We start from the raw sequence: 24,990 nt of genomic DNA, 5'->3' as shown, positions 1-24,990 counted from the left end.
ACAATTGGTGGAGGAGAAAACACCATGAGACTGCCTCACATTGGAATGGCGATCGCCTTTGCCTTTGCCGGAAGTGCCGCGATGGCTCAGGAAACACCGGATCAGACCCTCTTTACCAACGTCCATGTCTTTGACGGCGTTAACGAGACGCGGATCGAGAACTTGAATGTCCTGATCGAGGGAAATCTGATCAAGACCGTGTCGAGCGACCCGATTGAAGCCGGTGAGGCAACAGTGATCGACGGCGGCGGACGGACACTTATACCGGGTTTGATCGATGCTCATTGGCATACCCTTTATTGTTGCAACCCGCAGAGTGTGGTTGTGACGGGGGATATCCTTGAAGTGGCCGTGCGGGGGGCCATAGGCTCAGAAGGGACGCTTTTGCGGGGGTTCACGACTGTCCGGGATGTGGGAGGTAATTCATTTGCTATCAAGCGGATGATTGATGCAGGCGAGATCAATGGTCCGCGCATTCTTCCGTCCGGTCCACCGGTAACCCAGACTGGCGGACATTTCGACTACCGTCCTTACCAGGCGGTGCCGACCAATCCGGCGAACTCGCAGTGGTATTGGTACAGCGTCGGGCTGATGGCCATGGCCGATGGTGTGCCCGAAGTGATCAAGACGTCGCGCGAGATCATGCGCATGGGTGCGTCCCAGCTCAAGATTTCCACCGGTGGCGGGGTTTCATCCACCTATGACCCTCTGGATGTGCGCCAATTTACCAAGGCCGAGATCGAAGCCTTCGTTGAGGTCGCAGATACCTACAACACCTATGTCGCGTCGCATGTCTTTACCGATGAGGCTGTACAGATAGCCGTTGAGGCAGGCGTGAAGTCTATCGAACATGGTTTCCTGATGAGTCGCGAGACCATGGAATTGATGCGTGACAACGATGTATGGCTTTCGGTTCAACCGCTCTTGAATGATGAGGACGGCTTTATCTTTGATGATCCTGAAAGCCAGAAAAAATGGATTGAAGTGACCAATGGGACGGACCGTACTTACAGCACGGCCAAAGAGGTCGGTGTCAAAGTCGCTTTCGGTACTGACATTCTCTTCGACCCGGCCTTGGCGGAGCGTCAAGGTGCGTTTTTGGCCAAACTTCAGCACTGGTATACGCCTTATGAAGTTCTAAAAATGGCGACTTCGACCAATGCGGAACTATTGGAGTTGGCGGGCCCCCGACATCCTTACCTGGCCGGACCACTCGGTGTGGTTCAAGAGGGTGCTTACGCCGACCTGATCTTGGTTGACGGCAATCCTCTGGAGAACATCGACCTGATCGCCGCACCTCATGAGAATTTCGATCTCATCATGAAGGACGGAAAGATCTTCAAAAACACGCTGCAGTGACGTGGGATGCAGACCGAAAGTGAATGCGGAATCCAGTCAGACACCCCAGCAACGGAGTTGAAATGATGAGAAAAAAGAACCTTGTGGCCGGAGCGCTGATCCTAGTCGCAATGACCGCCTCTGTCGGTCATGCCCAAGACTATGACCTCGTAATTCTGAATGGTCGTGTCATGGATCCGGAGACAATGCGCGATGAGGTCGCCAATGTTGCCGTCAAGGATGGCCGGATCGTCAACATCACCAAGCAGGCCATTACCGGCGACGAGACCATCGATGCGACGGGACTCGTTGTTGCTCCGGGTTTCATCGACACGCACTATCACGCCGTCGATGAATTCGCGACCAAGATGGCGCTGCGTGACGGTGTCACCACCGGCATGGACCTTGAGCTTGGCGCTTTTAACGTCGGTGGCTGGTATGACGAGAAGATTGACACCGGCTGGCAGGTCAACTTCGGCACCACTGCGGGCATGATCATGGCCCGTATGGCGGTTCACGATCCCGAAGCCGGGCTGAGCGCCCCGACCGATTACGCCAGAGCGACCCCTTACATCGCCGCCGCCGGAGCCGATGGGGTTGTTGGCTGGTCAGTGACCAGATCCTCCATCGACCAGATGAACGAGGTGATGCAGATCCTCGACGAAGACCTGAAGAACGGCGCGCTCGGCGTCGGTGTCGGGGCTGCCTATATGGCGCGTGGACTGACCAGCTACGAGCTGTTCGCCGCACAACGCGCAGCGGCAAACTATGGCCGCCTGACATCGGTGCACACGCGCTATCATTTGATTCAGGACACACCGACCGAAGCCCCCATCGCCTTTGATGAGATCTTCACCAATGCCATGCTTCTGGATGCGCCGCTGCTGATGGCACACAACAATGATTACGGCTGGTGGGAAATCGAGGAGAAACTGCAACTGGCCCGGGACAAGGGCCTCAACATGTGGTCCGAGTATTACCCCTATGCCGCCGGCTCCACGCCCGTCAGCGCTGATTTCCTGCGCCCGGCAGAGTGGAAGGACAAATACGGCTATCGCTATGAGGATACGCTCTACGATCCGGTCGATGATGCCTATCTGACAGATGAGACCTACGCAGCCCTGCTGGAAAGCAATCCCGGCCGCGCCGTTGTCGTGTTCTTCCCCTACCGCGAAGACTGGATGCCCTATTGGCTAACCATTCCGCACATGACCATTGCCAGTGATGCAATGGCTGGCGTTGGGGACGATGGCGAGCTGCTGCCCTGGGACGCGGACTGGTCAGACTATCGCGGTCACCCGAGAACCTCGGGTACACGGGGCGCCACCCTCCGCATGGGCCGCGAACAGGGCGTGCCACTGATGTTCACCATTGCGCAGGCCAGTTACTGGGTCGCCAAACACTTGGGCGATACAGGCCTTGAATCCATGCAGGATCGGGGCCGGTTGCAGGTGGGCAAAGTTGCCGACATCACCATTTTCGACCCTGAGACCGTCACCGACAACTCCGGCTACAAGGTGGGCGAACACGGCATTCCAACCACTGGAATTCCCTATGTCGTGGTCAATGGCACAATTGTGGTCAAGGACAATGAAGTGCTGCCGGTCAAGGCAGGTCAGGCCATCCGCTTCCCGGTCGAAGCCGAGGGCAAGTTCAAGCCCATCGAAGTGGGCACCTGGCTGAACGAGCACACCATTGGTCTGAACCCGGGTCTGGCTCAAATTCACGGGGAAGACGATTCAGGTGCTGGGGCGCTGCTGTCCGGGGCGGCGGAGTAACCCGGAACACAAGCTCCTTGAGCAATTGCGGTCGTGAGACCGGGTTTGGTCCGGGAGCGTGCGGCAAGCATCTCTCTTCGTTCAACTTGGTGAGATGCTTGCCTTTGGCAAAACATGACGGTGTGGCGTTGGTGCAAGCCCTGAATTGTATAGTCACTTTATCCGCGGCTCTTCCTCCCGCCTCCTTCGCACCTGCAGCGCAATTGCAACAATTCGACATGATTGAAACATACTGCTGCAAATCCGCGCCCCTAGCTTCCTGTCGTCGGCTCTGAAACGGGCTGTTGCGCAACTTCCGGCAAATTACCGGTTGAAGGTTGCGGCGGCAGGGCGTTTCATGGGTGGGCAGGAACGATCCCGGAGAAACCGGGGCGCCTTACTGGATTGGCCCGATGCACGGCATGAACGTGGACGGGTTGATCCTCCAGAACGAAGATGAAGCATCTTGTCCGCGTTCCTTCGAACGCGGGATGCTCAAGATCAACCCGCTTTCAGTTTCTGAAAGCGAAAAAGTTGATCGCATAAAATGGATGAAGCATCTTGTCCGCGTTCCTTCGAACGCGGGATGCTTCAGGGGAAGAAACGACATATGGTTGGGTCGGCCAGCGCTACACTGCGCGGGGAGGACACCTTTCCGAAGATCCTGCTGCACAATGCGCAGGTATTCGGGAACCGGACAGCGTTCCGGGAGAAGGATTTCGGGATCTGGCAGAGCTGGACCTGGTCCGGGGTGGCAGAAGAAATCCGCGCATTTTCCATCGGGTTGCAGTCGCTCGGCCTCAAGGCCGGAGACAAGATCGCAATTGTCGGCGCGAACCGGCCGCGACTCTACTGGGCCATGGTCGCCGCGCAGGCGATCGGCGCGGTGCCGGTCCCGGTCTATGCCGACAGCGTGGCGGAAGAAATGGCCTATGTGCTTGGCCATGCGGAAGTCGTCTTCGCGATCGTCGAGGATCAGGAGCAGGTCGACAAGCTGTTGTCGATGTCGGACGAAGTGCCGTCGCTCAAACATGTGATCTATGACGAGGTGCGCGGTCTGCGCGACTACGATCATTCCCAACTGCACGACTATGCAACGGTCCAGGACAAGGGCCGGGCGCTGCAGGCGCAATCGGCGTCTCTCAAGAGCGAGTGGGAACAGGGACTTGCGGCCGGCAAGGGCTCGGACATTGCAGTGATGCTCTATACATCGGGCACCACGGGGCGCCCAAAGGGTGTCATGCTGTCCTTCGACAACCTGGTGATCTCGGCGCGCAACGGCAATGAGTTCGACCATCTGGACGAGACCGAGGAAGTGCTCGCCTATCTGCCTATGGCCTGGATCGGCGATCATGTGTTTTCGCTCGCGCAGGCCTTCACGGCCGGTTACTGCGTCAACTGCCCGGAAGGCATGGACACGATCGACGTCGACAGGCGCGAGATCGCGCCGACCTACTTTTTCGCGCCGCCACGGGTCTTCGAGACCATGCTGACGATGATCATGGTCAACATGGAAGACGCCGGGAAGACCAAGCGCGCCATGTTCGATTATTTCATGGGCGTGGCGCGCAAACTCGGCGAAAAGATCCTCAACGGCGAAGAGGTTTCTCTGAAAGGCCGGCTGCTGTACCGGCTCGGCGAGTTCTTTGTCTACGGTCCGCTCAAGAACCGCATGGGCCTCACCCGCATGAAGGTTGGCTACACCGCCGGGGAGGCGATCGGGCCGGAGATCTTCCAGTTCTACCGTTCGCTCGGCCTGAACCTGAAACAGCTTTACGGCCAGACGGAAGCCAGCGTTTATATCACCCTGCAGCCTGATGGCGAGATCTTCGCCGACACGGTCGGCAAGCCGGCTCCGGATGTGGAGCTGAAGATCGCCGAAAGCGGTGAGGTCATGTATCGCTCGCCGGGGGTTTTCGTCGGCTATTTCAAGAACGATGCGGCCACTGGCGAAACCAAGACGGCGGATGGCTGGGTGCATACGGGCGATGCCGGCATTATCGCCGACAACGGCCATCTGAAGATCATCGACCGGGCCAAGGACGTCGGCAAGCTGACGGGCGGGGCCCTGTTCGCGCCCAAGTACATCGAGAACAAGCTGAAGTTCTTCCCCAACATCAAGGAAGCCGTGGCGTTCGGCCATGAGCGGGACCGGGTCGGGGTGTTCATCAACATCGACCTGACCGCCGTCGGTTCCTGGGCGGAGCGCAACAACGTTAATTACGCGTCCTATCAGGAGCTGGCCCAGCATCCGGATGTCTATGCAATGATCGAGAGCCATGTCGAGCAGGTCAACCGGGACCTGTCGCGTGAGCCGATGATGGCCGGTGCCCAGATCAGGCGCTTCCTGATCCTGCACAAGGAACTGGATGCCGATGACGGCGAACTGACACGGACCCAGAAGGTGCGCCGCAGTTTCATCGCCGAGCGCTACGGGCCCCTGATCGAGGCGCTTTATGACGGCTCGGCCACCAAATACGTCAAGACGGAAGTGACCTTCGAGGACGGCCGCAAGGGCGCGATCGAAGCGACGGTCGAGATCCGCGACATGGCTTTCCATGACGCTGGAACGGCCAGCAGGGAGGCCGCCGAATGAATGCTTTTGTTGCCGACGAGGCATTGACGCCGGCAGGCCCTCAGGCAAGCGGTGAGGCCGAGGTTTTGCTCAGGGTCGACAACGTGTCGCTGGCCTTCGGCGGGGTGAAGGCGATCACCGATATCTCCTTCGACATCCTCAAGGGAGAGATCCGGGCGATCATCGGCCCGAACGGCGCCGGCAAGACCTCCATGCTCAACGTCATCAACGGCTTTTACCATCCTCAGGAAGGCACCATCACCTGGCGCGGGAAAGTCCGGCGCAAGATGAAGCCCTACGAGGCAGCCAGCCAGGGCATCGCCCGTACCTTCCAGAATGTGGCGCTGTTCAAGGGCATGACGACGCTGGACAACATCATGTCCGGCCGATCCCTGAAAATGCATCGCAATTTCTTCTGGCAGGTCCTGTGGCGCGGTCCGGCGGAGCGCGAGGAGATCGAGCACCGCAAGAAGGTCGAGGAGATCATCGACTTCCTCGAAATTCAGGCGATCCGCAAGACGCCGGTCGGCCGACTTCCTTACGGTTTGCAGAAGCGGGTCGAGCTCGGCCGGGCGCTTGCCATGGAGCCGGAGCTGCTGCTGCTCGACGAGCCGATGGCGGGCATGAACCTGGAAGAAAAAGAAGACATGAGCCGCTTCATCATCGATGTGAACCAGGAATTCGGCACCACCATCGCCCTGATCGAACACGACATGGGCGTCGTCATGGACCTTTCCGACCGGGTGGTCGTGCTCGACTACGGCAAGAAGATCGCCGACGGGCCGCCCGAAGAGGTTCAGGCCAGCCAGGCCGTCATCGATGCCTATCTCGGCGTCAGTCACTAACGAAGGGGGTAACGTCATGCTCTACGACATATTCATCGATCCCTTCGTACAAATGTACGACATGCCGGATTTCTTTCTGCAGGTGCTGTGGGAAGGCTTCGTCGCGGGAATTCTCTATGCGCTGATCGCGCTCGGCTTCGTGCTGATCTTCAAGGCGTCCGGCGTCTTCAACTTCGCCCAGGGCATCATGGTGGTGTTCGCCGCGCTGACTCTGGTGGGCTTTCACGAAAACGGCGTGCCGGCCTATATGGCACTGGTTCTGACCGTCTTCGTGATGGGCATTCTGGCCTACGGGGTGGAGCGGATCGTCATGCGGCCGCTGGTCAACCAGCCGGAAATCATCCTGCTGATGGCCACCATAGGACTGACCTATTTCCTCGTCGGGTTCGGCGAGTTCGTTTTCGGCGGCGAGCCCAAGCAGATGATCACCGAAGAACTCGGTCTGCCGACCGGCTCGACGGCGTTCGAGATCGGCGAGCGCGGGCTGATCATCCTGCAGCATATCGACATCGCTGCGGCGGTCATCGCGGTGATCATGGTGACCGCACTCGGCATCTTCTTCAACAAGACCCGTATCGGACGCGCGCTCAGGGCCGTGGCCGACGATCACCAGGCGGCGCTGTCGGTCGGTATCTCGCTCAACCAGATCTGGGCGATCGTCTGGTTTGCTGCCGGGCTGGTGGCGCTGGCGACCGGCATCATGTGGGGCGCGCGGTCCGACGTGTCCTTCGCGCTGGAGATCGTCGCCTTCAAGGCGCTGCCGGTGCTGATCCTGGGTGGCTTCACATCGATCCCGGGCGCCATTGTCGGCGGCCTGATCATCGGCTTTGGCGAAAAGATCGGCGAGCTTTACTGGGGCGGCCTCGTCGGTGGCGGCGTCGAATCCTGGCTCGCCTACATCATCGCCCTGGTCTTCCTTCTGTTCCGGCCGCAGGGCCTGTTCGGCGAACGCATCATCGAGCGGATTTAGAGAGCCTTTCATGTTTTATCGCGAAGCCGGACAATTCAAGACGAGCTACAAGGCCGATCAGGCGCTGTTCCCGATCCTGCAGGACCGGATCGGCATGGCCGTCATCCTCATCATTGCCTTTGTGGTCATTCCCGCCTTTGCCAATGATTTCTTCCTGACCTCCATCATGATCCCCTTCCTGGTGTTCGCCCTGGCGGCGATCGGGCTGAACATCCTGACGGGGTATTGCGGGCAGTTGTCGCTGGGGACCGGGGCCTTCATGGGCGTTGGCGCCTATGCGGCCTACAAGCTGACGTCCATCTTCCCGGACGCCAATGTCATCGTCATGGTGCTGGTGTCGGGTGTGTTCTCGGCCGCCATCGGTGCGGTGTTCGGCTTGCCGAGCCTGCGCATCAAGGGGCTTTACCTGGCCGTGACGACGCTGGCGGCGCAGTTCTTCCTGGAATGGTGCTTCATCCGCATTCCGTGGCTCTACAACTACAATGCCTCCGGCGCGATCGAAGTGCCGCGCCGGGAAATGTTCGGCTTTATCGTCACCGGCGCGGAAGCGCTGCCGATTACCCGTTATTTCGTCGTGCTGTGCATCACCGCCGGCATCGCCTATCTGATGGCGAATGTCCTGCGCGGGCGGATCGGTCGCTCGTGGATGATGATCCGCGACATGGACATCGCCGCCGAACTGATGGGTGTGCGGCCCCTGCGGACCAAGCTGATGGCCTTTGCGGTGTCGTCCTATATCTGCGGTGTCGCGGGCGCGATGATGGTGTTCTTCTGGCTGAACGCGGCCGAGCCGTCCTCCTATTCGATCCGCCTGTCCTTCCAGATCCTGTTCATGGTGATCCTGGGCGGTCTCGGCAGTCTTGGCGGCGCATTCATGGGCGCGGCGTTCATCTGGATCCTGCCGGTGCTGCTGAAATTCGTTCCGGGTTTGCTGGGCATCGATATCGCGGCGGAGACCGTCGAACACGCCACCTTCATGATTGTCGGGGCGCTGATCATATTCTTTCTGATTGCCGAGCCGCACGGGTTTGCGCGGCTCTGGCAGATCGCAAAACAAAAGCTCAGGGTCTGGCCGTTCCCCTACTAGGCCAAGGCCGGGGACTGCCAGTCTTTTCGCAACGCCATCCGGACCCTGGACCAGGCCGGTGAGGAATGGCGCAACAGGTCCGGCGGCGTTTATTGACTTGCGCCGTATGGGAGGAAAAACATGAGAGACTTCAAGCAACTCGCTATCGGAGCGGCCGTTGCGGTCGGCGTCGGACTGACCGGTGTCATGGCACCGGCAGCCCAGGCGCAGGACAGCAACTACGTGCCGCTGCTGACCTATCGCACGGGACCCTATGCCGGATCCGGCATCCATATCGCCAACGGCATGCATGACTATCTGAAAATGCTGAACGAGCGCGATGGCGGCATCGGCGGCGTCAAGCTTGAGCTGGAAGAATGCGAGACCGGCTACAACGCCCAGAAAGGCGTCGAGTGCTATGAAGCCACCAAGGGCAAGGGCGCGCTGGTCTACAACCCGTATTCCACCGGCATCACGCTGCAGCTGATCCCGAAAGCCAGTGTCGACAAGATCCCGGTCCTGTCGATGGGCTACGGCCTTTCGGCTGCTGCGGACGGCAACGTCTTCCCGTGGGTCTTCAACGTTCCGGACACCTACTGGGACGGTGCGTCGGTGGTGATCAAGTACATCGGCCAGCAGGAAGGCGGACTTGAAAACCTCAAGGGCAAGAAGATCGGCTACATCTTCCTGGATGCCGGCTACGGCCGCGAGCCGATCCCGCTTCTGGAGCAGCTTGCCGAGAAATATGGTTTCGAACTGCTGCAGTATGCGGTGCCGGGTGCCGAAATGCAGAACCAGTCCTCTCAGTGGCTGAACGTGCGGCGCGACCGTCCGGACTACATGGTCATGTGGGGCTGGGGCGCGATGAACCCGACCGCCATCAAGGAAGCCGTCAAGATCCGCTTCCCGATGGACAAGTTCATCGGTGTCTGGTGGTCCGCGGGTGACGACGATGCGGCGGCCGGCGGCGATGGCGCCAAGGGCTACAAGGCGATGAACTTTTCCGGTGTCGGCAGCGACTTCCCGGCACTCGCCGATATCCAGGAGCATGTCATCGACGCTGGTCTCAGCTCCACGGACGCGGCTTCCGTTGGTGGAACGCTCTATAACCGGGGCGTCCTGAACTCCGTCATCATCGCGGAAGGCATTCGCACCGCGCAGGAGCTGACCGGCAAGAAGGTCATCACCGGCGAGGACATGCGGATGGGCCTGGAAGCCCTTGATCTCGACGAGGCCCGCCTCGAAGAGCTGGGCCTGAAAGGCTTTGCACACCCGATGAAGGTGACCTGCGAAGACCATGCCGGCAGCCATCCGGTCTTCATCCAGCAGTGGAACGGCGAGAAGTGGCAACAGGCGTCCGACTGGATCGAGCCGATGACCGACCTCGTCCGTCCGCTGCTTGAGGCTGCCGCGAAGGAGTACGCGGAGAAGAACGCTCCTTGGCCGGCACGTACCGAACCCTGCCCGAACTGATCGGCAGTCCGCTCCGCCGCGCGTGACTTGCGCGCGGCGGAGCCTCTCAGGAGAGCATGGAATGACACTAGCGGATATCGAACAGAGCGGCGCAGGACCGGCGGCGGAAGCGGCCGAAACGATCCTGACGGTCAACAATATCGAGGTCATCTACGACCACGTCATTCTGGTGCTGAAAGGCGTTTCGCTGACGGTTCCCAAGGGCGGCATCGTGGCGCTTCTCGGTGCGAACGGCGCCGGAAAGACGACGACCCTCAAGGCGGTATCCAATCTGCTCGGGGCGGAACGCGGCGAAGTGACCAAGGGAAAGATCGTGTTCGAGGGGGAGGAAGTTCAGGCTTTGTCACCCAACGATCTGGTCCGCAGGGGCTGCATCCAGGTGATGGAAGGTCGGCACTGCTTCGGGCATTTGTCCATCGAAGAGAACCTGCTCACCGGGGCCTATACCCGCAAGGACGGCTATGGCGCGGTGAAGGCAGACCTGGAGATGGTCTACAATTATTTTCCGCGCCTGCGTGAGCGCCGGCAAAGCCAGGCCGGTTACACCTCCGGCGGCGAACAGCAGATGTGCGCGATTGGCCGCGCCCTGATGAGCCGTCCGAAGATGATCCTGCTCGACGAACCCAGCATGGGTCTGGCGCCGCAGCTGGTGGAGGAAATCTTCGAGATTGTCCGCCAGCTCAACAAGAATGAAGGCGTCTCCTTTTTGCTGGCGGAGCAGAACACGAACGTCGCGCTGAAATACGCCACATACGGCTACATTCTGGAATCCGGCCGCATTGTTCTGGACGGCGACGCCAAGGCGCTGCGCGAGAACGAGGACGTGAAGGAATTCTATCTGGGCGTGGGTGGCGAAGGCCGCCGCTCGTTCAGGAACGTCAAACATTACAAGCGGCGGAAGCGCTGGCTGGCCTGATCTATCGGGTTCTTACAGGCGGAGATAACCATGAGCGACACTCAGTTCGACGCGCGCGAGCGGCAGGCGCCGGCTCAGCGCGAGCAGGATCTTTTTGCAAGATTGCCGGACCTGCTGGCCCACGCGGTCGCCAATTCTCCGGCCTGGTCGGCGCATCTGGAAGGTCACGCTGCGGGCTCCGTGAAAGACCGGGCGAGCCTTGCCGCGCTGCCGGTGCTGCGCAAATCAGCGCTTCTGGAAAAGCAGCGTGCCAACCCGCCTTTTGGTGGCTTTCTGGCGGGCGAGCTCTCGCTTGCCGCCAGGGTGTTCATGTCTCCCGGCCCAATCTGGGAACCGCAGGCTCCCGGGCTTGATCCGTGGAACGGGGCGCGCAGTCTTCATGCGGCGGGGTTCCGCAAGGGCGATGTGGTCCTGAACGCGTTTTCCTATCACCTGACGCCGGGCGGCTTCATTCTGGATCAGGGCGCGATCGCGCTTGAATGCACGGTGTTTCCGGCCGGCACGGGCAATACGGACACATTGGCGGAAGCCGTCGAGATTCTCGGTCCATCGGGCTTCGTCGGTACGCCGGATTATCTCAAGGTGCTCCTGGACCGGGGCCGCGAGCAGGGTCGGAACATGTCGTCCATCCGCAAGGCTCTCGTCTCCGGTGGGGCTCTTTTTCCCTCGCTGCGCGCGGAATACGAAGCGCAGGGTATTGCGGTCAGCCAGTGCTATGCCACGGCGGATCTCGGTGTCATCGCCTATGAGAGCGACGCCCGGGAGGGGATGGTTGTCAACGAGGACTACATCGTTGAAATCGTCCGGCCGGGAACCGGGGAGCCGGTTGCCGAAGGCGAGGTGGGCGAACTTGTCGTGACCAACTTCAACAGCCTGTACCCGCTGATCCGGTTTGCCACGGGGGACCTTTCCAAGATCATTCCGGGCCAGTCGCCCTGCGGGCGCACGAACATGCGGCTTGCCGGCTGGATGGGCCGCGCGGACCAGCGGACCAAGGTCAAGGGCATGTTCGTCGACCCGGCGCAGATTGCGCAGATCGTGTCGGCGCATCCGGAAATCCACAAGGCGCGCCTTGCAGTGAGCCGTCTGGGAGAAATGGATGCCATGACGCTTGCTGTGGAAACGGAAGAGACAGGCAACGGCCTTTCCGAACGGGTCGCGGCGACCCTGCAGGAGGTGACGCGGTTGAAGGGCGAGGTGCAGCTTGTGTCTCCCGGAGGCCTGCCCAACGACGGCAAGGTGATCGCCGACGAACGGGAGTACGGCTGACAAGCGCATCTCGAAAGATAGGCGTGGGCCAGTTGCTTGCGGGGGGCTGTCGAGTGCCAGGCGATTGGAAAAGGTTTATCCTTTGTGATCCAGGTGAATTTCCGGGCGTATGCTCTTTGCCGCATTGGCCTTCCTGCCGGCCTGAACTATGTAAAGCGGCACAGCATCAAAAATTTCAGGATAAGTCCCGCCCATGACCGTTCAACCACCTCGTCCCCCTGCAGAAGAACCGGTAACCGGTCTGGCCGGAGAGTATCGGAATGTCCGTCTGCCGCAGGGCCATCCTGTCGTCAAAAGCGGTAAGGTCGGTGTTCTGCTGGTCAATCTGGGCACGCCGGACGGCACCGACTACTGGTCCATGCGCCGTTACCTGCGTGAATTCCTGTCCGACAAGCGCGTTATCGAGTGGCCGCGGGCGATCTGGTATCCGATCCTTTACGGCATCGTCCTGATGACCCGTCCCGGGAAATCCGGCAAGGCCTACGAAGAAATCTGGAACAAAGAGAAGAACGAGTCGCCGCTGCGCACGATCACCCGCAACCAGTCGGACCGGCTGAGCGAAATGCTGGGCGACGATGGCGGCCGTTTGAAGGTGGACTGGGCGATGCGTTACGGACAGCCCTCCATTCCCGACCGGCTGAAGGCGCTCAAGGACGAGGGCTGCGACCGCATCCTGGTGTTTCCGCTCTATCCGCAGTATGCGGCAGCCACCACCGCGACCGTCAACGATGTGGTGTGCCGGACGCTGCTGGACATGCGCTGGCAGCCCGCCATCCGCACCGTGCCGCCCTATCACGACGATCCCGTGTATGTGAAAGCGCTGGCGAAGTCCGTCGAGCAGCATGTGGAGAGCCTGGACTTCACGCCGGACGTGGTCCTGACGTCCTATCACGGCATTCCGCAGTCGTATTTCAAACGCGGCGATCCCTACCATTGCCACTGCATGAAAACCACGCGGCTGATGCGCAACGTTCTCGGTTGGGACGAAGACAAGCTTCGCGTCACGTTCCAGTCGCGTTTCGGCCCGGAGGAATGGCTGCAGCCCTATACGGACAAGACCGTGGAACAGCTGGCAAAAGACGGCGTGAAGAATATCGCTGTGATGAATCCCGGTTTTGTCGCCGATTGTCTTGAAACGCTTGAGGAAATCGCCGGAGAAGCGGCAGAGATCTTTGAAGAAAACGGCGGCGAGAATTTCAGCCATATCCCGTGCCTCAATGAGAGCGACCTGGGTATGGAAGTGATCGAGCATGTCGTGCGCCGGGAACTTGGCGGCTGGATCTGATCCGAAGGTGCGCGCCTTTGGAATGCCTTGAGTGAAACTTCGAAAGAATCATGATCGTCACATGTTTGTGGCGATCGATCTTCAGACTCCTGCGGCAATCGCGGGCGTTGCCGGGCGATGTTGCCGGTCTCGGCGAATGCGCTGGCACAGAGCCTTGAAAATGCGCATAATGCCCGTTCTATTTTAAGAGCTTATGGGAGTTGTTAATGCCACTCGCAGGATTTGATATTTTCCTGATTGCCCTCCTGGTGCTGGTCGTTCTGGTGTTTTTCGCCGGGGTCAAGACAGTTCCACAAGGCTACAACTACACGATCGAGCGCTTCGGGAAATACCGGAAGACCCTGATGCCAGGTCTGAATTTCATCATTCCGTTCATCGACAAGGTCGGCCACAAGCTGAACATGATGGAACAGGTGCTGGATGTTCCCTCGCAGGAAGTCATCACCCGCGACAACGCGAGCGTCACGGCCGACGGCGTCACGTTCTATCAGGTGCTCGATGCGGCGCGGGCTTCCTACGAGGTTCTGGGACTGCAGAACGCAATCCTCAACCTGACCATGACCAACATTCGTTCCGTCATGGGATCGATGGACCTGGACAGTCTTCTGTCGAACAGGGACGAGATCAACGCTCAGATCCTGCGTGTCGTCGATGCGGCCGCGGAGCCCTGGGGCATCAAGATCACCCGTATCGAGATCAAGGATATCAACCCCCCGCGCGACCTGGTCGATGCGATGGGGCGGCAGATGAAGGCGGAGCGCGAAAAGCGTGCCTCCATCCTCGAGGCCGAAGGAAAACGTCAGTCGGAAATTCTCAAGGCGGAAGGTCAGAAGCAGTCGCTGATCCTGGAGGCCGAAGGCCGGCGCGAATCCGCGTTTCGCGACGCGGAAGCCCGCGAACGTGAGGCCGAGGCGGAAGCCAAGGCCACCCAGATGGTCAGCGCGGCAATCTCGGCCGGGGATATTCAGGCGATCAACTACTTCGTCGCCAACAAATATGTCGAGGCCTTCAAGGAACTGGCCACATCGCCAAACCAGAAAACGCTGATCCTGCCGATGGAAGCAACGTCGCTGCTTGGGGCTCTCTCCGGGATAGGGGAAATCGCCAAGGAAGCCTTCAGCGATGACAGGCGCAAGGGCAGGACTGCGTCGGGTATTCCCGATACAGGCGGTTCCGACGGAGAGAACGCGTGAGCCTGACGGAAAGCATCATCGCCTATCTGGGACCCTGGAGCTGGTTCGTTCTGGGGCTCATCCTGCTGGGACTGGAGATTCTCGCTCCGGGCACGATCTTCCTGTGGTTCGGGGTTTCGGCGCTGGTGGTCGGTGTCGTGGCGCTGGCCTTCGGCTTCGGCTGGCAGGTCCATGTCGGGTTGTTTCTGGTGCTGTCGCTGGTGAGCCTGCTGATCGGCCGCCGTCTGATGACCCGGCTGTCATCGGAAAAAGGCGATCCGGGCCTCAATCAGCGGGGCAGCCGCTATATCGGCAGGGAGTTCACGCTCACAAAGCCGTTGAACGAAGGGGCAGGGAACCTCTCCATCGACGATACGATCTGGCGGATCACCGGTCCGGATCTTCCAGCGGGCACAAAGGTGCGTGTCGATGCCATCGACGGCGCGCGGCTGGTCGTCTCGCAGGCCAAGTGACGGTCGCTACCGTATTTGGTTCGCAAACCTAGGGGTTGTGACCTGCCGGCAAGGGCGGTTCTTCGGCTTTCAGGAGAATGCCGATCCGCCGGTTGGCTGCAAGATAGGGATCGTTTGGAAAAAGCGGTTCCGTATCCGACTTTCCGATAACCGCGTAGAACTGGTCTTCCTGAACGCCGTATTCGGACAGGATCTGCCGGGCGATATTCGCGCGCTCGCTTGAAAGGTCCCAGCCTGTATAGCCCGGGTCTGCGGTCATCTGGCCGGAGGTCGTGTGGCCGGAGATTTCGATACGGTTCGGCATCTGCGACAGAACCGGCGCCATCTTGGCAATCAGGCGGCGGGTGGTTTCGTACGGATATTTCGAGCCTTCACGGAACATCGAGCGGCCGTCCTGGTCGACCAGCATGATGTTCAGCCCCTCCTCGGATTCCTCCAGGATAATATTGCTGGAGATCTCCGTGATTTCGGGCATTTCCTGCCAGGCCTGCCGCAAGGATGCTGCCGCCGTGGCAAACTGGCGGGGCTTTTCGATCTCGGCTTCCAGCGTGTCGTGGGTGTTGGCTTCCGGGCCCTGCGCCTCCCGCTTTTCGTGGCGCTCCTGGGCGAAATCCGAATCCAGCTCCTGATCGACCTGGCTGACATCCTTCATGTAGTCGCGGATCGGTATGCCCTCGACCTCGATGATGCCGGTTTTCCGGGCGGTATCCTTTACGCCGAAAGCCTCGCGCATGGACCCTGCGACGACCTGCAGTTTTTCCTTGTCCTGAATGGAAAAGGAAATGATCAGAACAAAGAAGCACACGAGCAGCGACATCAGGTCGGCGAATGTCACCAGCCAGTCAGGCGCGCCGCCTCCACCTTGCGGTTTTTTCCTCGCCATTGCCTAACGCCCTTGCTGTCTCATGCCAGCCGTATTGACCAAGTCTCTGTCAATTGCCGTTGGCATCACGCCGCTTCCACCATTTCCGCGCGAATTTTTTCCGGAAGATAGGCCACAAGCATTTCCTTGATGAGCGCCGGGCTCTTGGATTCGCGGATCTGGCAGACGCCGTCGATGATCAGGGTCTGATTGAGTTCATCGACATCGAATTTTGCGTCGAGCTTGTCCACCAGCGGTAGACAGATGATGTTCGAGATGAGCGCTCCATAGAGCGTGGTGAGAAGCGCAATGGCCATGGACGGGCCGATGGCAGCCGGATCGTCCATGTTCGCCAGCATCTGCACCAGACCGACCAGCGTACCGATCATGCCGAATGCGGGAGCCGAGTCTCCCAGCGCCTTGAACACGCGCTTGCCTTCGGAGAGCCGCGAGAGCTGAAGGTCGCGTTCGCGCTCCATGGATTCCTTGATGAACTCAAGCTCGTAGCCGTCGGCGATATACTGAACGCCCTTGGCAAGGACCGGGTCGGATACATCGACATTTTCCAGTCCGAGAGGGCCGGACTTGCGAACGATCTCGCCAAGATTGGTGATTTCTGAAATCAGGTCGCGTGGTTTCACGCCGCCACCGGCGAGGGCAACCTTGAATCCGGTCACGAAAGCGGTGGCAATGTCGGAGAGCTGAAATCTGATGAGCGTTGCCGCGAGACCGCCGCCGATCACGATCAATATCGAAGGAACATCGACGAATTGTCCGAAACTTCCGCCAATAAAAATTGCGGTTATGACAATGCCGAAGGCACCAACAATTCCAATTAGGGTCGCCAGATCCATTCTGTACACACACCAAGGTCTGTGGCTCTAAAGCCATTGAAACTTGGACGCAGTGTAAGAGCGCTATGGCTAATCAAATCCTAATGCCACGCGCATTGTCGCGCTGGAAGGTAACTTTTTCCAGGCGTCACCGTATTTTTACGGAGAAAAGAGTTGCCGGCGCGCGATATCAGGCGGCGCCGATCCGCAGCAGGTCGTGCAAATGGACGATACCGACCGGGCGTCCGTCCGAAACAACGAACACGGAGGTGATCGCCAGGCTGTTCACCAGCTCCAGTATGGAGGCGGACAGGGTGGTCGGTGACACGGACTTCGGTGCCCGGGTCATGATTTCGCCGGCCGTCTTTTCCAGAAGGTTGGAAGAGACGTGGCGGCGCAAGTCACCGTCGGTGATGACGCCGATGAGCTGTTTCAACTCGTCCGTGACGCCGAGGACACCAAATCCCTTCTGCGTCATGAGAACGATGCCTTCGCTCATCGGGGCAGAAGCGGATACCAGCGGCATCCGGTCGCCGGAATGCATGATGTCCCTTGCGGTTTTCAGGCTCGCACCGAGTTTGCCGCCCGGATGGAAGACACGGAAATCCTGTGCCGTGAAGCCACGGCCTTCCAGAAGCGCCACCGCGAGGGCATCGCCGATCGCCAGCTGTATGAGCGCCGAGGTCGTCGGGGCAAGCCCGTGCGGGCAGGCTTCGGCCACGCTCGGCAGCTTCAGGACGATATCAGCCGAACGACCCAGGGTGCTGTCCTGGCGCGAGGTGATGGCAACCAGCGGAACCTTGAAGCGCCTTGTATAGCTGACGATGCTTGCAAGCTCCTGGGTTTCCCCGGACCAGGAAAGCGCAAGGACAACATCACTTTCCGTGATCATGCCCAGATCGCCGTGGCTCGCCTCGCTCGCATGCACGAAAAACGCCGGCGTTCCGGTGGACGCAAGGCTGGCGGCAAGCTTGACGCCGATATGCCCGCTCTTGCCAACGCCTGTCAGGATGACACGGCCCTTGCTGTTGCGAATGAGATCGAATGTCTGCTGGAACGGTCCGGCAAGACCGTTTTTCAAGGCGGCCCGAACCGCGCTCAATCCGGCTATTTCCGTTTCGAGCGTGCGCTCGGCGGAAACCAGACAGAGCGAGGTCATGTCCACGTCATCGTCAGCGATAGGGTCGAGCAAGGGGTTGGTCATGATACGCGATCTTATTATTTCTGTTACCTTAGCTCTAGGCTACTCCCTGTTCGGGATCAAGAAGCTGTCAGTTCCTAAATGGATTTAAACGATATAGTTCTTTCAGCATGCCACTTTGCGAAAAAGAAACGAAGCATTAACCATCCTTCTTCAGTTTGAACCGGATCCTGAAACCGACCGGTTCTGACTGTTCATGCGCGGCATCCTGCTCCTTATAATCTGCTCCGCCTTCCTGCAGGCCGTGCCGGCGGCTGCGCAGACGGCTGCGTCGGATCTGAGGGGCGCGGGCGATCCGGATGACCCGCTGGCTGCAGACAACGCGGAAGCTGCGGTGGCGCAAGGCCAGACGCGCAATCCCACCCAAGCCGACATCTATCCGCTCAGGGGAACGATCAACAGCGCCGAGGCGGAAACAGGCTCGAGCGGACTTGGAACCAACGGCCGGGCGCAAGCCATCAGACCGTTTTCCGACCGTCTGGCCGCAGTCGACCGCGCCGTTCCCCTGTCGGAAGCGCTGGTCGATGCGACCGTCTTCGACGGCGATACGTCCTTCGACGCGGCGGACGGTATTCGTCTTGGCTCCTTCACCCTGACACCGCAGCTGACGGTGTCCTCGGGCTGGACGGACAATACCTCCGGGTCGGCGAACGGCACTTCGGGCGGATTGTACAATCTGTCGCCGGATGTGTCGTTGACGTCCGGCTGGTCCCGGCATCAGCTCGACATGTCCTTTCGCGGTTCCTATACCGGCTACCCGGAATCGCCTGACGACAATGATACCTCGGTCTCGGCAGCGGCCAATCTGCGCCTCGATATCAGCGAGGCGACGCAAATGAACGGCGGATTGGGCTACACCTATTCGAGGGAAGAGGACGGCAGCGCGGAATCCTCCTCCGGCACGGATCATGTCCAGACGATCTCGGCCAGCCTTGGGGCCACCAGAGCGATCGGCCTGGTCGCGGCAACCGCCTCTTTCGACGCTGATCGCAATACCTACACAACCGATGGCGGCAGCTCGGAAAGCGGACGGGACAACACGCTCTATTCGGCAAATCTGCGGCTGGACGGTAATACCGGGAGTGTTCTGTCGCCCTTCGTCGAAGGCTCGCTGCTGTTGCGGCGCTACGATCAGAGCTGCAGCGACAGCCTTTGCGAAAAGCGTGACGCCAACGGCTATCAGCTACGGGGCGGCCTGACCGTGGCCTCCGGCCCGAAGATCTCCGGGGAAGTGGGCGCCGGCTGGCGGATTGAGGATATCGAGGACAGCAGGCTGGAAAACCTTTCGGGGCTTGTGGTGGACGCGTCTCTGGTCTGGTCGCCGAGCCGCCTGACGACTGTCACGGCGGGGGCGGGAACCAGTTTCGAGGCAACCGATATCGACGGGGCAAGCGGTTCGATCATCTATTCCGGCGATGTTCGCCTCGCTCATGCCTTCAGCGACCGTTTCGTCGCGGAGACAGGCTTCGGTTACAGCTACCGCACCTACCAGGGTGTTTCGATCGAGGAAAACACCCTGAGCGGCTTCGGCGGACTAACATTTGCCCTGACACGCAACGTGGCGTTGACCGCCGATTACACCCACAGCCGATTTGACAGTTCCCAGGCAGACAGCGACTATTCGGAAAATGCGGTTGAAGCCGGCTTGAGATTCCGGCATTAACTCTACGGTAACCTAAACAAGACCATTGATGGTGCGGGGGCAGAAGCAAATACGGAACGGGCTGAAGGAGGCCCTGATGCGGATCTTTGTGCGCGATACAGAAAACGTGAATTTCTCTGCCCACTTCGTCAAAACCTTGAAAACCGTCCTGTCGCGTTTTCTTTGCATGACGGCTGTCGCAGCCGGTCTGATCGTCTGGGCTCTGCCCGCGCAGGCCGACGCGGGCTTTCAGCGGTTTATTTCCGGGTTCTGGCCAACGGCCAAGGCGGCCGGGATTTCTTCCCAGACATACAACGCGGTCTTTACCGGCATGCAGCCGGACGACGACACGTTGCGCCTGATGAGCAAGCAATCGGAATTCGTCAAACCGATCTGGGACTATCTCGACAGCGCCGTGTCGCAAGACCGGGTCGAGAAGGGCCGCAAGCTTCTGAACGAATACGGGCCTGTCCTGAAGCAGATCGAGGCCCGTTACGGGGTCGACCGCGAGGCGGTGCTGGCGATCTGGGGCATGGAAACCAACTACGGCGGCTTCATGGGTCGCCACAACGTGGTGCAGGCGCTGGCGACGCTGGCCTATGCCGCGCCGCGCCGCAAGAGCTTCTGGGAAAAGGAACTGGTCACCGCTCTTGGTATCGTCCAGGCCGGGCATGTCCGCTTTCAGGACATGGAAGGTTCCTGGGCGGGCGCCATGGGACATACGCAGTTCATGCCGTCCAGCTGGAAGGCCTATGCGGCCGATTATGACGGTGATGGCCGCCGGGATATCTGGACTTCCATCCCCGACGCCCTTGCCTCCACGGCAGCTTATCTGCGCAAGCACGGCTGGCAGACAGGCAAGACCTGGGGCTACGAAGTCAAGCTGCCGGCGGGTTTCGACTATCACATGGCCGATGGCGACAAGACGCTGACCCTGGGTGAATGGAGCCGCTACGGCATCCGTCGTTCGAACGGCAAGGGTTTTCCGCGGCCTTCCGACAACGCCATCCTGGTGCTGCCCGCCGGAGCCAGCGGACCGGCGTTTCTGATGCTGCGCAATTTCTATGTGATCAAGCGCTACAACAACGCGACCGCCTATGCTCTCGGGGTCGGCCTTCTGGCGGATCGCATCATTGGCGGCGGCACGCTGGAAGGCGACTGGTCGCGGGAGCATATGCCGCTCAACCGCTCCGAGACGGCGGAATTGCAGGCGCTTCTCAACCGCCGCGGGTTTTCCGTGGGGACCGCCGACGGCAAGATCGGACCGGCGACCCGGAGGGGCATCCGCGCCTATCAGAGTTCCAGGGGGCTTGTGCCGGACGGCTATGCCTCCGTGGTTCTGCTGGCGCATCTGAAGATGGACGGGTAAAGTCGGCCCGAGACCCCTTTCCATCAGGAGCCCGGTGTGACCATCCGACCCTGGAAAAACAGAGCCAGCCATGCATCGAGATTGATAGCAGGGCTGGCTGTTGCTTTTTCACTCGTTGTCTTCAGCGGTGGTCCTCCCTCGGCCCTGGCGCAGGATGCGCCGGGCAAGGAGATTGTCGTCGCACAGAACGGTGTGTTCGGGTTCAATCCCTTCGCGCCTCTGCAACGGCTCTTCGGCGGCGGACGGGAGCGCAAGCCCGCACAGAAACAGCCTCCCAGCACACGCAAGCGGCAGGTGGCCCGGCCCGCCGGGACACCGCCCAAATTCCAGGTCATGCCGAAGGACCCGGATGCGGGGCTGATCCTGGTGGTCGGCGACCGGATGGCGCGCGGCGTAGCGGACGGCCTCAAGTTTACGCTGGCGGACAAACAGCAGATACGCGTTGAAGCGGTGACGGAAGACACGGCCGGTTTTGCCGGCGACACCGCGCCGGACTGGTCGGCCCAGGTACTGTCGAAGATCCGCGGCGCGGACGTCAAGGCCGTCGTCGTGATGATCGGACAGCAGGATATCGGCAAGTCCTTTCCCGGCGAGCCGCCGGTGGAGTTCATGACCGCCGAGTGGCTTGACATCTACCGCAAAAAGATCGACGCGCTTATCCGTGTGGTCCGGCAGGAGAGAAAGCCGATTGTCTGGGCGGGGTTGCCGCCCACCAATCAGGAACTCCTCAATGGCGATTTCACCCAGCTCAATTCGATTTTCCAGAGCGCTGCCGAAGACAGGCGGGTTCGATACGTCGATATCTGGGATATTTTCCTGGCCGATGACGGCAGCTATTCCTCCTATGGACCGGATGTCGACGGCAAGAACGCCAGGCTGCGGGCGAACAACAGGATCGATTTCACCTGGGCCGGTTACCGCAAGGTGGCGTTTTTCGTCGAACGGGAGCTGTCACGGCTTCTGGGCGGCTATGGCGGACTGGCCTTTGAAGGGGTGGAGGACGATCCGAACTTCATCGTCCTGACCGGCCGCACGACCTCGCCGGAAACCCTGCTTCTCGGCGGCGACGAAGATGCGCAGATGGACCGTAACAGCGCGGCCTACGGCCTCTTCGTCACCGGAAAACCGCTGCCCCCGGTCCCCGGCCGCGTCGACGATCCGCGCATGCCGGTGGAAGGGGCTTCGGCGCTCGGGGATGCTGCGGCGAGCGGGTCGTAGAGACGCAGTCTCAGCCACAGCCGCAATATGCCTCAACGGTTACCATGCATCATTTCGTGCAGAGTTTATTGAGCCGAATGCTGTGTCGGCCTACCATCATGCTGCAAATTCGTTGCCTTCACGATGCCTCCGGAGAGGAACACGCTGGATGATTGCCTACGTTACCGTCGGCGCTGATGATATTGCGCGTGCGAAACGATTTTACTCCGCGTTCCTGCCAGCCCTTGGTTACGAACTGGAGGAAGGGCCCGAGGGCCTGAGCTACGCGCTGCCCGAACAGCCGGGTCAGTCTGCCGCTCTGCCGGATTTCTACGTTAAACCACCCTTTGATGGGCATCCGGCCACAGCTGGAAACGGTACAATGATCGCGTTCGAGGCCAGGAATCAGAAGCAGGTTCGTGATCTTCACTCCGCCGCGCTTGCGGCAGGCGGCTTTGACGAGGGCCAGCCCGGCTTCCGTGACGCGTATGGGCCTCATTTTTATGTTGGCTACCTCAGGGACCCTCAAGGCAACAAGATCGCACTGTTTTCCAGCGATCCGGACGAACCCGGCCGGGATGGATAACACGGGTTACACGGGCTTAGATATCGCATTGACATGGCTGTCTCGAGCGTCTTCCTGAATCCATGAATCTGCTTGAACGCGACAGGCTCTAGAACCTTGCGGCCAGTCTGGCGTTGAAGGCGTGATTTTGGGCGTTGATGCCGAGACCGCCGTTGTAGCTGGCGGTGAGGTTGACGTTTTTGCCGAAGTCCAGGTTGAGGCCGGTCTGGATCAGGGCGGTGTCCCTGTCCAGGGGCATGCCCGAAATCTCGAATGCATCGCCGCCGGAGTCGAACCGCATCAGTGAAGTGGCATCGAGATCGCCGAAGGCATGCTGCCAGGCGAGAGAGCCGTTGAGCGAGACGGTGAAAGCGTCGCCTGCAGCCACTTGCTGCTCGGCGCGGAGGCCGAGGCTGGTGACGCCGAGTGTCTGCGAAGCGGCGGCAACGGAGAGCGCTGCGGCGCCGCCCGTCTCGGTGAAGCTGTCATTGCGCTGATGGATCAGGGCCGCGCCGGCGAAAGGCTCGAACCGGGCAACGTGTGTATCGACGGTAAACCCGGCTTCGCCGAAGAGCTGCGCGGTGGCGGCGGAATAGTCCGCGCTTAACGTGTTTTGCAGCGTTCCGGCGGTCGCGCTCCGGCTGGTGGAGACATCGTGCCAGGCATAGCTGGCCCCCACGCGGACCCCCAGAGCCTCGAACTGATTGCCGGCATAGGCGCCGAGTGTGTAGCTGTCCACACTGCCTGACGATGCACGGGCGTCCACATCGAAGCTGGTGTTGCCGTAGCCCGCCATCACGCCGCCGCGCCAGCCGTTGAAGAGGCTGGTGTCCACGCCCATGAAGAAGCCGCCGCTGACATGGTCCATGGTGCCTGCATTGCCGTCGCCCTTGCTCCGGCCCCAGTTGCCATAGGCCTGCCCCCAGGCGATGGGACCGTCGCCGGAGACGGTCGGCGCTTCGCCTTCTCCGTTGAAAGCCATCAGCTCCATCTCGCCGGATGCGATGCTGTCGAAGGCCGTACGGATGCGATCGCTGACGGCATCGCGCGCGAGACCGCTCTGCCGGATCAACAGGGTGTTCACGGAGGCATGGACTTCGCCGGACAGACTGTCGAAGGCGGCGCGGGCATCGGCTTCGCTGAGCACACTCGCGGCGTCGAAAACAGTATTGCCGAATCCGAGCGTATCGAGAGCACCGGCTGTCGCACGCTGGTTCGGCGTTCTGGCCGAGGAGGCGAATGAGAAATCGTTGCGGAACAGCTTCAAATAAACGTTGTTCGCATCATAGCTGAGGGACGAGTCGAGGAAGGCGAAGGTATCGGTGACCGAGCCGAAGGTGCCGGTGACACCCGTGTTTGCGGTGAGCACCGTGTAGGTGGTCGTGACAGAATAAGTGAAGCCATCGTCCGTGCCGTTTTCCGGCGAGACGCTGACGGTCGCGCCGCTGTCGATGGCAACTGTGCCCGTGGCAACGATCTTGTCGGAGTTGCCGTCCTTGTCAACTTCGACGGAGTAGATGGAGCCGGAGGCGAAACTTGTGTCGCCGCTGACATTCAAGGTGCCGATGGAATTGCCCGGTGCAACCGTGCTGCCGGAATTGGTGGCCAAATTGCCGACCGTGCCGGAGCCGCCGAGTGTGCCGCCGTTCAAGGTCATCGCGCCGGTGCTGCCGTTGATCACAAGCTTGCCGCTGGAAACCGTCGTGCCGCCGGTGTAGCTGTTGCTACCGGTAAGGATCAGTGTCCCGCTACCGGATTTGGTCAGACTGCCGGTGCCGGAGATCACGCCGTCATAGCTCAGTGTATCGGAGCGACTGAAGGTCAGGGCGCTGTTGTTGGTGACATCGCCGGAGAGGCTGCCGCTTGTGCCACCGTCACCGACCTGCAGCGTGCCGGCCGAGATCGTCGTGCCGCCGGTATGGGTGTTTGTGCCGGTAAGGGTCAGTGTCCCGTTACCGGATTTGGTGAGACTGCCGGTGCCGGAGATTTCGCCGTCATAGCTCAGTGCATCGGAGCGATTGAAGATCAGGGCACCGTTGTTGGTGACATCGCCGGAGAGGCTGCCGCTCGTACCACCGTCACCGACCTTCAGCGTGCCGGCCGAGATCGTCGTGCCGCCGGTATGGGTGTTTGTGCCGGTAAGGGTCAGAGTCTCGGCACCGGATTTGGTGAGACTGCCGGT

Annotated in this window: 20 protein-coding genes; 16 read left to right on the top strand and 4 right to left on the bottom strand. The window is 60.3% G+C overall.

Going from position 1 to position 24,990, the window contains the following annotated elements; translation table 11 throughout:
- Positions 1 to 24: 24 nt before the first annotated feature.
- The 12 genes from Q1B40_RS23175 to Q1B40_RS23120 all read left to right on the top strand — a co-directional run bounded on the left by Q1B40_RS23175 (position 25) and on the right by Q1B40_RS23120 (position 15,139).
- On the top strand, positions 25 to 1,359 hold the full coding sequence (locus Q1B40_RS23175) for an amidohydrolase family protein (RefSeq protein ID WP_299820362.1): 1,335 nt from the start codon (positions 25 to 27) through the stop codon (positions 1,357 to 1,359).
- 62 nt (positions 1,360 to 1,421) lie between these two features.
- On the top strand, positions 1,422 to 3,116 hold the full coding sequence (locus Q1B40_RS23170; RefSeq protein WP_299820359.1) for an amidohydrolase family protein: 1,695 nt from the start codon (positions 1,422 to 1,424) through the stop codon (positions 3,114 to 3,116).
- Between the two features lie 589 nt (positions 3,117 to 3,705).
- Positions 3,706 to 5,691 carry an AMP-binding protein gene (locus tag Q1B40_RS23165; protein WP_299820356.1) on the top strand — a complete coding sequence of 662 codons (1,986 nt, stop codon included), beginning with the start codon at positions 3,706 to 3,708 and terminating at the stop codon, positions 5,689 to 5,691.
- Positions 5,688 to 6,515, top strand: coding sequence for an ABC transporter ATP-binding protein (locus tag Q1B40_RS23160; RefSeq protein WP_299820353.1), 828 nt, complete (start codon positions 5,688 to 5,690; stop codon positions 6,513 to 6,515). The genes Q1B40_RS23165 and Q1B40_RS23160 overlap by 4 nt, the downstream gene beginning before the upstream one ends.
- Before the next feature lie 16 nt (positions 6,516 to 6,531).
- Positions 6,532 to 7,485, top strand: coding sequence for a branched-chain amino acid ABC transporter permease (locus Q1B40_RS23155; protein ID WP_299820350.1), 954 nt, complete (start codon positions 6,532 to 6,534; stop codon positions 7,483 to 7,485).
- Between the two features lie 10 nt (positions 7,486 to 7,495).
- Positions 7,496 to 8,572 (top strand): branched-chain amino acid ABC transporter permease, encoded by a 1,077-nt coding sequence (locus Q1B40_RS23150; protein WP_299820347.1) that lies wholly within the window; start codon positions 7,496 to 7,498, stop codon positions 8,570 to 8,572.
- Between the two features lie 120 nt (positions 8,573 to 8,692).
- On the top strand, positions 8,693 to 10,024 hold the full coding sequence (locus Q1B40_RS23145; RefSeq protein ID WP_299820344.1) for an ABC transporter substrate-binding protein: 1,332 nt from the start codon (positions 8,693 to 8,695) through the stop codon (positions 10,022 to 10,024).
- 61 nt (positions 10,025 to 10,085) lie between these two features.
- Positions 10,086 to 10,940, top strand: coding sequence for an ABC transporter ATP-binding protein (locus tag Q1B40_RS23140; protein ID WP_299820341.1), 855 nt, complete (start codon positions 10,086 to 10,088; stop codon positions 10,938 to 10,940).
- A 30-nt stretch (positions 10,941 to 10,970) separates the two neighbouring features.
- Positions 10,971 to 12,209 carry a phenylacetate--CoA ligase family protein gene (locus tag Q1B40_RS23135; protein ID WP_299820338.1) on the top strand — a complete coding sequence of 413 codons (1,239 nt, stop codon included), beginning with the start codon at positions 10,971 to 10,973 and terminating at the stop codon, positions 12,207 to 12,209.
- A gap of 193 nt (positions 12,210 to 12,402) precedes the next feature.
- Positions 12,403 to 13,494 carry a ferrochelatase gene (gene hemH / locus Q1B40_RS23130; RefSeq protein ID WP_299820335.1) on the top strand — a complete coding sequence of 364 codons (1,092 nt, stop codon included), beginning with the start codon at positions 12,403 to 12,405 and terminating at the stop codon, positions 13,492 to 13,494.
- Positions 13,495 to 13,700: 206 nt separating this feature from the next.
- Complete coding sequence (locus Q1B40_RS23125; RefSeq protein WP_299820332.1) at positions 13,701 to 14,687, top strand: SPFH domain-containing protein; 987 nt, start codon at positions 13,701 to 13,703, stop codon at positions 14,685 to 14,687.
- Positions 14,684 to 15,139 carry an NfeD family protein gene (locus tag Q1B40_RS23120; protein ID WP_299820329.1) on the top strand — a complete coding sequence of 152 codons (456 nt, stop codon included), beginning with the start codon at positions 14,684 to 14,686 and terminating at the stop codon, positions 15,137 to 15,139. Before Q1B40_RS23125 ends, Q1B40_RS23120 begins: the two co-directional genes overlap by 4 nt.
- Before the next feature lie 28 nt (positions 15,140 to 15,167).
- Here the strand turns inward: Q1B40_RS23120 and Q1B40_RS23115 are convergent, their stop codons facing one another.
- From Q1B40_RS23115 to Q1B40_RS23105, 3 genes are all read right to left on the bottom strand, one after another.
- Positions 15,168 to 16,022, bottom strand: a complete 855-nt coding sequence (locus tag Q1B40_RS23115) for a flagellar motor protein MotB (RefSeq protein WP_299820326.1) — start codon at positions 16,020 to 16,022, stop codon at positions 15,168 to 15,170.
- 65 nt (positions 16,023 to 16,087) lie between these two features.
- Complete coding sequence (locus tag Q1B40_RS23110; RefSeq protein ID WP_299820323.1) at positions 16,088 to 16,855, bottom strand: MotA/TolQ/ExbB proton channel family protein; 768 nt, start codon at positions 16,853 to 16,855, stop codon at positions 16,088 to 16,090.
- Positions 16,856 to 17,024: 169 nt separating this feature from the next.
- Entirely contained in the window at positions 17,025 to 18,038 is a 1,014-nt protein-coding gene (locus Q1B40_RS23105; protein ID WP_299820320.1) for an SIS domain-containing protein, read from the bottom strand.
- A gap of 193 nt (positions 18,039 to 18,231) precedes the next feature.
- Between Q1B40_RS23105 and Q1B40_RS23100 the strand changes: the two genes are divergently transcribed.
- The 4 genes from Q1B40_RS23100 (at position 18,232) to Q1B40_RS23085 (ending at position 22,829) form a co-directional block, all read left to right on the top strand.
- The gene (locus tag Q1B40_RS23100; protein WP_299820317.1) at positions 18,232 to 19,698 is read left to right on the top strand and encodes an outer membrane beta-barrel protein; all 1,467 of its coding nucleotides are present in this window, start codon (positions 18,232 to 18,234) and stop codon (positions 19,696 to 19,698) included.
- A gap of 76 nt (positions 19,699 to 19,774) precedes the next feature.
- A complete protein-coding gene (locus Q1B40_RS23095) occupies positions 19,775 to 21,046 on the top strand; it encodes a lytic murein transglycosylase (protein WP_299820314.1) in 1,272 nt (423 codons plus the stop codon).
- Between the two features lie 36 nt (positions 21,047 to 21,082).
- Positions 21,083 to 22,264, top strand: coding sequence for a DUF459 domain-containing protein (locus Q1B40_RS23090; RefSeq protein WP_299820311.1), 1,182 nt, complete (start codon positions 21,083 to 21,085; stop codon positions 22,262 to 22,264).
- 148 nt (positions 22,265 to 22,412) lie between these two features.
- On the top strand, positions 22,413 to 22,829 hold the full coding sequence (locus tag Q1B40_RS23085) for a VOC family protein (RefSeq protein WP_299820308.1): 417 nt from the start codon (positions 22,413 to 22,415) through the stop codon (positions 22,827 to 22,829).
- Positions 22,830 to 22,917: 88 nt separating this feature from the next.
- Here Q1B40_RS23085 and Q1B40_RS23080 read toward each other — a convergent pair.
- Positions 22,918 to 24,990, bottom strand: a 2,073-nt coding sequence (locus tag Q1B40_RS23080) for an autotransporter domain-containing protein (protein ID WP_299820305.1), incomplete at its 5' end; no start/stop codon positions are given.

Origin of the sequence: uncultured Roseibium sp., assembly GCF_947496995.1 — a bacterium.
Classification (GTDB): domain Bacteria; phylum Pseudomonadota; class Alphaproteobacteria; order Rhizobiales; family Stappiaceae; genus Roseibium.
The sequence above is the reverse complement of the archived record's forward strand: the minus strand, read 5'-3'. Positions and strand labels throughout refer to the sequence as shown.